General features: G+C 71.2%; 3 protein-coding genes. 1 reads left to right on the top strand and 2 read right to left on the bottom strand.

Going from position 1 to position 3,674, the window contains the following annotated elements:
* Together V7050_RS19490 and V7050_RS19495 are read right to left on the bottom strand one after the other, a co-directional pair.
* The coding region (locus V7050_RS19490; RefSeq protein ID WP_324411074.1) for a mandelate racemase/muconate lactonizing enzyme family protein at positions 1-858 on the bottom strand (858 nt) is incomplete at its 3' end.
* A gap of 59 nt (positions 859-917) precedes the next feature.
* Positions 918-2,459, bottom strand: coding sequence for a trimethylamine methyltransferase family protein (locus V7050_RS19495; protein ID WP_324368711.1), 1,542 nt, complete (start codon positions 2,457-2,459; stop codon positions 918-920).
* A 105-nt stretch (positions 2,460-2,564) separates the two neighbouring features.
* Here V7050_RS19495 and V7050_RS19500 point away from each other — a divergent pair, with 105 nt between their 5' ends.
* Positions 2,565-3,530: a LysR substrate-binding domain-containing protein gene (locus V7050_RS19500; RefSeq protein ID WP_324368713.1), complete on the top strand. Its 966-nt coding sequence runs from the start codon at positions 2,565-2,567 to the stop codon at positions 3,528-3,530.
* The last annotated feature ends 144 nt before the right edge of the window (positions 3,531-3,674 follow it).

The raw sequence follows: 3,674 nt of genomic DNA on the forward strand, positions 1-3,674 counted from the left end.
GATCGGGCCGATGGCGGGCAGAGCGGGGGGCCCCGGGAGCGGGGCCAAACCGCGCAACCGGGCGGGCGCGCCGCCGCCCGGCGCCAGCCGCCGCAGGTCGGGGACATGGGTCGAGAAGGGAATCGCGGAATGCTGGCGCAGCGCCGCCATCTCCTCGAAGCTCGCGACCGGATCCTCGTAGTTGCGGATGTCGAAGGGCTCGATCTCGCGCAGGATGCGCCGGGCGGTGGTCAGGGACCATTGCATGTTGGAATCGAGCCGCAGCATCGCCCGCCGCCCGAGCCGCTCGCGCAGGAGCCGCACCGTGTCGATCTCGAGCAGCGGGTCGCCGAGGATCAGCTTGCCCTCGAACATCGTGGCGCCATGCTCCTCGGCCATGCGCTGGCAGTAATCGGCGACCGCCTCGGGCGTCATCTCGCCGCCCGCCTCGCCCTGCCGCGGCCGGAAGGAGAAATATTCGGTGAAGGCGATGTCCCGGCGCACGGCGCCGCCGAGCAGCATGTGGAGCGGCAGGCCGAATTCCTTGCCGCGGATGTCCCAGAGCGCGATCTCGACCGCGCCGAAGGCGACCTGCGCCGCGTTCTCGCCGGTATTGGCCGTGATCTGCCAGGCCGGCACGCACCGGCTCTCGCAATCGGCGAGGTCGAGCGGATCGGCCCCGATCAGCGCCGGCGCGATCTCGGCCTTGATCAGCTCGCCGAAATGCCACCAGGGCGCCTCGCCGAGCCCGGTGATCCCGGCATCGGTCTCGACCTCGATCACCGATTTCGACGCGCCGGGATAGAGCCCGGCGGTCCACCAGAACGGCGCGTCGAACGGCACGTTGACATGGGTGACACGGATCGCGGTGATCTTCATGCGCGCCCCTCGCTGCTCTCACCCATCCGTCGGCGCCGGCGCCGCGCCCCGGCGCCGGCTCAATGCCAGGCGTCCTCCACCCCCGCCTTGCGCCGTGCCACGAAATCGTCCAGCGCCTCCCGGATCCCCTCGTCGAGCGGCGGCGGCGCATAGGCCGCGAGCATCGCCTTCCAGCGCGCATTGGCGCGGGTCGCGGCATCGAGCGCGCCCTTCTCGCTCCAGGTCTCCCAGGGGTCGTTGTCGGCCAGATCCGATTCCCAATAGGCGGTCTCGTAATGGCGGATCGTGTGCTGGCAGCCGAAGAAATGGCCCCCCGGCCCCACCTCGGCCTCGGCGTCGAAGGCGAGGTCCTCCTCGGTCACCGCCACGCCCCGCACATAGGTGTGCAGCGCACCGCAGAAATCCACGTCGAGCACGAATTTCTCGTAGGACATCGACAGGAGCCCGTCGAGGAAGCCCGCGGAATGCAGCAGGAAATTCGCGCCGCAATGGATGGCGGCGAGCATGGAATTGACCGATTCGCTCATCGCCTGGGCGTCCGGCAGCTTCGAGGTGGTGAAGCTCCCCGAGCAGCGCAGCGGCAGGCCGAGCCGGCGGGCGAGCTGGCCCACCACCAGCGAGCCCGCCGCCGGCTCCGGGGTGCCGAAGGTCGGCGAGCCCGAGCGCAGGGCCGTCGAGGAGAGGAAATTGCCGTAGATCACCGGCGCCCCGGGGCGGACCAGCTGGGTCAGCGCGCAGCCGACCATGGTCTCGGCATGGGCCTGGGCGATGGCGCCGGCATTGGTCACCGGGCCCATGGCGCCGCCCAGGATGAAGGGCACGATCACGCTGCCCTGGTTGGCGGCGGCATATTCGCGGATGCCGCCGGTCATCGTCCCGTCCCAGACCAGCGGCGAATTGACGTTGAAATTGCCCATGATGGTGCAATTCGCATCGACGAAATCGGCGCCGAAGACACGCCGGCACATCTCGACCGAATCCGCCGCGCGCTCCGGCGCGGTCACCGAGCCGAGCAGCGCCTTGTCGCTGAGCGTCAGATGCGCCAGCACCATGTCGAGATGGCGCTTGTTCACCGGCACGTCCACCGGCTCGCAGACCGTGCCCCCCGAATGGTGCAGCCAGGGCGCCATATAGGCGAGCCGCACGAAGTTCCGGAAATCCTCGAGCGTGCCGTAGCGCCGGCCCCGGTCGAGATCCATCACGAAGGGCGAGCCATAGGCCGGCGCCATCACCGTGTTCCGCCCGCCGATCACGACGTTATGCGCCGGATTGCGCGCGTGCTGGACGAATTCGGCCGGGGCGCTGCCGAGCAGCGCGCGGATCATCCCCGGCTCGAAGCGCGCCCGGTCGCCGTCGAAATCCGCGCCGGCCGCGGCGAAGAGCCGCCGGGTCTCGGGATCGTTGCGGAACTCGATGCCGACCTCCGCGAGGATCCGCTCGGCGGTCGCCTCGATGCGGGCGAGCGCCTCCTCATCGAGGATCGCATAGGGCGGGATCGCCCGGGTGATATAGGCCGGGGCGGCGATCGTGCGGCGCGCGCGCGTCTCGCGGCGCCTGGACCCCGCCCGGGCCCGCTCCTCGCCGATGGTTCCGCTTTCCACGCCCTTCCCCGAGCCTCCCACCGGATTCGCCAGGGCCCCAGTCTAGGGCGAGGAAACCGCGCCGGGGCAGTAGGATTCGATTTGCGCCTGTCATAAGCTCCCTTGATGACCACCCTGCGCCGCCTGCTCCCCTCCATCGACCATCTCGAGGCCTTCGACCTCGCGGGCCGCCTCGGCTCCTTCGGCAAGGCCGCCCAGGAGCTCCGCATCAGCCAGGCGGCGATCAGCTATGCCATCCGGGAACTGGAGACCGACCTCGGGACCCGCCTCTTCGTGCGCAGCCGCCTCGGCGTGACCCTGACCGAGGCGGGTCGCGGGTTCCACCGCGAGATCGCCCCGGCCCTCGCGCATATCCGGAACTGCGCCGAGCAGATGCGCCGGCGCGAATCCTCCGAGGCGGTCTCGCTCTCGGTCTCGACCGCCTTCGCCACCTGGTGGGTCCTGCCGCGGCTCGGCGCGCTGCGCGCCGACCTACCCGATCTCGACCTGCGCGTGCAGACCACCGACCGGGATCTCGACCTGCGCGCCGAGCGGCTGTCGCTCGGCATCCGCTACGGCACAGGCGTGCTCGATCACTACGAGACCGCCCCGCTCGCCCCCGAGGTCATCCACGCGGTCGCGAGCCCGGAATTCATCGCCGGGCTCGCGGCGGATGTCGCCACGCCCGCGGACATCCCGCCCTTGCGGCTCATCCATCTCGACGAGCCGCACCGGGCCTGCCCGACCTGGGCATCCTGGTTCGCCGCCTTCGGCCTGCCCTATGAGGACCGCGGCCAGGGCCTGCGGGTGAACGACTACGCTCTCGCGGTGCTCGCCGCGCTCGACGGGCAGGGCGTGGTGCTGGGCTGGGCCCATCTCCTCGACCCGCTGCTCGCGAGCGGCCGTCTCGTCCCCATCGTGCCGCAGGCCTGGCGGACCGGGGTCGATTTCATGCTGGTCTGGCACGGCGAGCCGGGCCCCGAAACCGCCCGCGTCCGCGACTGGCTCGTCGAGCACGGCCATTTCCCCCGCCGCCGCGCGACCAAGCCGACCACGAAAGGTCCCCGGACGCACCGGCCCGATTCCGCCTGAGCCCAGCGTCGCCATCCGGTCCGGCGGGCAGCGCCCGCCCCGCCCCGTCACGCCAATGGCTGTGCCTCCGGACGACCCCGGGCCATCCCCTCCCCCCCGGCCCGGCGCCTGCCCCATTTTTTTGGCCGGGCGCCCCGGGGAGAA

This window comes from Amaricoccus sp. (assembly GCF_036846665.1).
Lineage (GTDB): Bacteria > Pseudomonadota > Alphaproteobacteria > Rhodobacterales > Rhodobacteraceae > Amaricoccus.

Coding starts and splice junctions, on each gene's coding strand:
- V7050_RS19500 (WP_324368713.1), top strand. CDS start 2,565: ATGACCACCCTGCGCCGCCTGCTCCCCTCCATCGACCATCTCGAGGCC.